This is a genomic window from uncultured Pseudacidovorax sp. (assembly GCF_913773995.1).
Classification (GTDB): Bacteria; Pseudomonadota; Gammaproteobacteria; order Burkholderiales; family Burkholderiaceae_C; genus Xenophilus.
On record NZ_CAJYES010000148.1, the window covers coordinates 1 to 3,701 of the forward strand.

The 3,701-nt window shown below is 74.5% G+C and carries 4 protein-coding genes and 1 pseudogene; all 5 read right to left on the reverse strand.

Annotation, left to right across the window (positions count from 1 at the left end; translation table 11 throughout):
• On the reverse strand, positions 1-793 hold a 793-nt coding region (locus QZ772_RS13775; RefSeq protein WP_295527177.1), incomplete at its 3' end, for an ABC transporter ATP-binding protein.
• A complete protein-coding gene (locus QZ772_RS13780) occupies positions 790-1,803 on the reverse strand; it encodes an iron ABC transporter permease (RefSeq protein WP_295527180.1) in 1,014 nt (337 codons plus the stop codon). The genes QZ772_RS13775 and QZ772_RS13780, both read right to left, overlap by 4 nt.
• Positions 1,803-2,684 (reverse strand): ABC transporter substrate-binding protein, encoded by an 882-nt coding sequence (locus tag QZ772_RS13785; RefSeq protein ID WP_295527184.1) that lies wholly within the window; start codon positions 2,682-2,684, stop codon positions 1,803-1,805. Before QZ772_RS13785 ends, QZ772_RS13780 begins: the two co-directional genes overlap by 1 nt.
• A 125-nt stretch (positions 2,685-2,809) precedes the next feature.
• A complete protein-coding gene (locus QZ772_RS13790) occupies positions 2,810-3,385 on the reverse strand; it encodes a bifunctional adenosylcobinamide kinase/adenosylcobinamide-phosphate guanylyltransferase (RefSeq protein WP_295527182.1) in 576 nt (191 codons plus the stop codon).
• Positions 3,385-3,701: pseudogene (locus tag QZ772_RS13795) on the reverse strand (cobyrinic acid a,c-diamide synthase); the annotation flags it as partial. The gene QZ772_RS13790 and the pseudogene QZ772_RS13795, both read right to left, overlap by 1 nt.

Consider the following 3,701-nt stretch of genomic DNA (forward strand, 5'->3'; position numbering starts at 1 on the left):
CGGCATGGGTGGCGGGGTCGGCGCAGGGGCCGTGGTGCAGAAGGCGCCCGCCTGCCATGACCATCAGGTCGTCGGCCAGCAGCGCAGCGTGCAACTCGTGCAGCACGGTGACCACGGTGTGGCCGGCGGCGGCCAGGCTGCGAGACAGCGCCAGGCAGTCGGCCTGGTGCGGCGGGTCGAGGTTGGCCAGGGGCTCGTCCATCATCAGCACGCCCGCTTCCACGGCCAGCGCGCGGGCGAGCAGCACACGCTGCCGCTCGCCGCCGGAAAGCTGCGACAGCGCACGGGCACGCCAGACCCAGGCCTGGGTCTGGCGCAGCGCGCGCTCGACGGCCGCATGGTCGGCATCGGACGGCGCGGCCAGCCAGCGCTGGTGCGGCAGGCGGCCGAGCATGGCGACGTCGTAGGCCGTGATGTCGTCGGCGGCCGGGTCGGCCGCGCCGCCCTGCGCCAGCCACGCCAGCCGTCGGGCACGGGTGCGGTGCGGCCATTCCGAGAGCGGCCGGCCATCGAGCAAAACCTCGCCGTTCGCGGGCGCCAGCAGGCCGGCCAGGGCCTTGAGCAGTGTGGATTTGCCGGCACCGTTGGGGCCGACGATGCTGGTCCAGCGGCCCGCCTGCAGGCGCAGCGTCACACCGTGAACGACCGGCGCATCGCCGAGCCGGACATCCAGGCTCCGCGCCTCCAGCACGGGTGTGTCGTCCGCTGCGGCACGGTCTGCCAGGCCGGCCGCGGCTCGGGTCGATGCGCCTTGCGCGCGGGCGTGCATGGTGACGGCGAGCCCGGCGTTCACCGTCCACCTCCGCGCGAGCGCTTGTGCATCAGGAACAGCAGGTACCCCCCGCCCAGCACGGCAGTGAGCACGCCCACCGGCAGCTCCTGCGGCGCGATCAGCCACCGCGCCAGCAGATCGGCCGCCATCAGTAGCGCGCCACCCATGAAGGCCGACAGCATTAGCAGCCCCGCATGGGTGGTCTTGACGATCGAGCGCACCAGGTGCGGCGCCGCCAGGCCGACGAAGGCGATCAGCCCGGTCTGCGCCACCGCGGCGCCGGTGGCCAGCGACAGCACCGCCACCAGCGCGGCGCGCATGGCCGGCAGCGGCAGGCCCAGGCTGGCGGCGGTGGCTTCGCCCAACGCCAGGCCGTCGAGCACCGGCGCCAGCAGCCGCGCCGCGATCAGGCATCCCACCATCGCAACGGCCATGATGGCGCAGGCATTCCAGCCCACCAGCGCGGTGTTGCCCAGCATGAAGACGACAAGCGCCTGCAGGATGTCGGCCGAGGACAGGGTGAACAGGTCCTTGATGGCGCCCAGCACCATGCCCACGATCACGCCGGCCAGCAACAGGCGCAGGGTGTGCTGGGCGCCGCGGGCCAGGGTCAGGGTGAGCAGCACGGCCGCCACGGCGCCCGCGAAGGCCGCACCGGTGAGACCCAGCCGCACGCCCCAGGCGGCCGCGGCGGGCGAGCCCCCGATGGCGCCCAGCGCCAGGGCCACGCCCAGGCCGGCGCCCGAGGCGCTGCCCAGCAGCCAGGGGTCGGCCAGCGGGTTGCGGAACAGGCCCTGCGCCACGGCACCCGCCAGCCCCAGCAATGCGCCGGCCAGCCAGGCACCAGTGGTGCGTGGCAGCCGGATGTCGCGCACGATCTGCCAGGCGATGGGGTCGTCGGCCAGCTGCCACAGGCGTTCGACGCCGGTGCTGCCCACGGCCGCGCCGAGCGCGCCCAGCAGCACCGCCGCCAGCAGCAAGGCCAGCGTGAGCACCCGGGCGCGGCGGCCCTGCTGAAGGTGGAGGGCCATCACTCGGCCAGGGGCCGGCCGGACAGGCAGTCGGCCATCAGGCGCGCGGCCTCGCCCATGCGCGGGCCGGGGCGCACCAGCACGTCGGCCTGCGTGGCGCTGAAGCGGCAGATGCGGCCGTCGCGCACGGCGCGGATGCCCGCCCAGCCCGGCCGCTGCTCCATGCCGGCGCCGCTGCGCACGCTGACCATGATCAGGTCGGGGTCGGCGCGAACGACGAACTCCGGGTTGAGCTTGGGAAAGGGCCCCATCGCCGCCGGCACGATGTTGCGGGCGCCCAGGCGGGCCAGCGTCTCGCCCATGAAGGAGCTCTCGCCCGCCGCGTAGGGGCCGTTGTTGACTTCGAAGTACACGCGCTGGCCGCGGCGCGCGGCCGGCACGGTCTGCGCGGCGGCGTCCAGCTCGCCCTGCAGGCGCTGCCACAGCGCGGGCGCGCCCGGTTGGGCCAGCAGCGTGCCGACCTTGGCCATCACGCGCTCGACGTCGGCCTGGGTCTTGGGCTCCAGCACCGCGACCTTCAGGCCCAGGGCCTCCAGCCGGTCCACCACGCGGGAGGACTTGGCCAGCAGCACCAGATCGGGCTTGAGGGCCACGACGGCCTCGACGTTGGGGTCGATGCCGCCGCCGACCTGGGGCAGCTTGCGCACCGGCGCCGGCCAGTTGGAATAGCGGTCGACCCCCACCAGCCGGTCGCAGGCTCCGAGCACGCACACGGTTTCGGTGAGCGAAGGCAGCAGCGTCACGATGCGCTGCGGCGGCTGGGGCAGCCGCACGGTGGCACCGCGCTCGTCGATCACCTCGACGGGGGCGGCATGCAGGGCCGGCAGCGCAGCGGCGAGCAGCAGCGCGGCCAGCCATGGACCGCGGCCGGCGCGCAGCATCGCCACCAGGCGCCCTGCCCTGGCATGCAGACGCGCCAAGCGGGAGGGCAGGCTTTGGGGAAGCTTCACGGATGTCTCCTCGGTTCGGCAGGCGACGGACGCACCGGCAGGCGCGGCGCAGGCGTTCATCGCCCGCCCTTCACGACGAGCGGCAGACCCGCCACCATCAGCGTCACGCGGTCGCAGGCGGCCGCCACATGCTGGTTGAGCTGGCCCAGCGCGTCGACGAAGGCGCGGGTCTCTTCGCCCAGCGGGATCACGCCCAGCCCGATCTCGTTGCCCACCAGCACCACGGGACCCGGGGCGCGCGACAGCGCCTCGACCAGCAGCAGGGCCTCGGTGCGCCAGTCGGGCAGCGCGGCGCGCTGCGGGTCCAGCTCGGGAGGCATCAGCAGATTGGTCAGCCACAGCGTCAGGCAGTCGACCACCAGCAGCGTGTCCGGGCGGCTCAGCGCGCCGACCAGCTCGGGCAGGCGCAGCGGCTCTTCCACCGTCTCCAGGCCCGGCACGCGCTCAGCCCGTTCCTGGCGATGGCGGGCGATGCGCTGGGTCATCTCGGCGTCCCAGGCCTGGGCCGTGGCGATGAGCACGGCGCGGCGGCCGGGCGCGCCAGCGAGCCATCCGGCCGCCCGGGACTCGGCGCGGCGCGACTTGCCGCTCTTCTGGCCGCCGAGGATGAATTCGTGGGCGTGGTCGTTCATCAGGAGGCCGATGTTCGCAGCAGGGGCCGGCCGTCGAAGAGGCGGGCCGCAGCCACGGGGTCGGAGGGGAACCAGGCGTGGAAGTAGCTGGCCCGCACCGGGCCCTGCGCATACAGCGCCTCGCCGGCGTCTGCCTTGGGCTCGGTGCCCGGCCGCGCGCTGCGCACCAGGGGCGCCAGTGCCGTCTCGCAGCGCGAGTAATGAAAGGTGTGGCCGCGCAGCAGGCCGCCGTCGAAGGCCAGCCATTGCGAGCCCAGGCCCGCCAGCCGCGGCTGCATCACGGTCCGGCCGGGCAGCAGGCCCCAGAGGCGGTGAC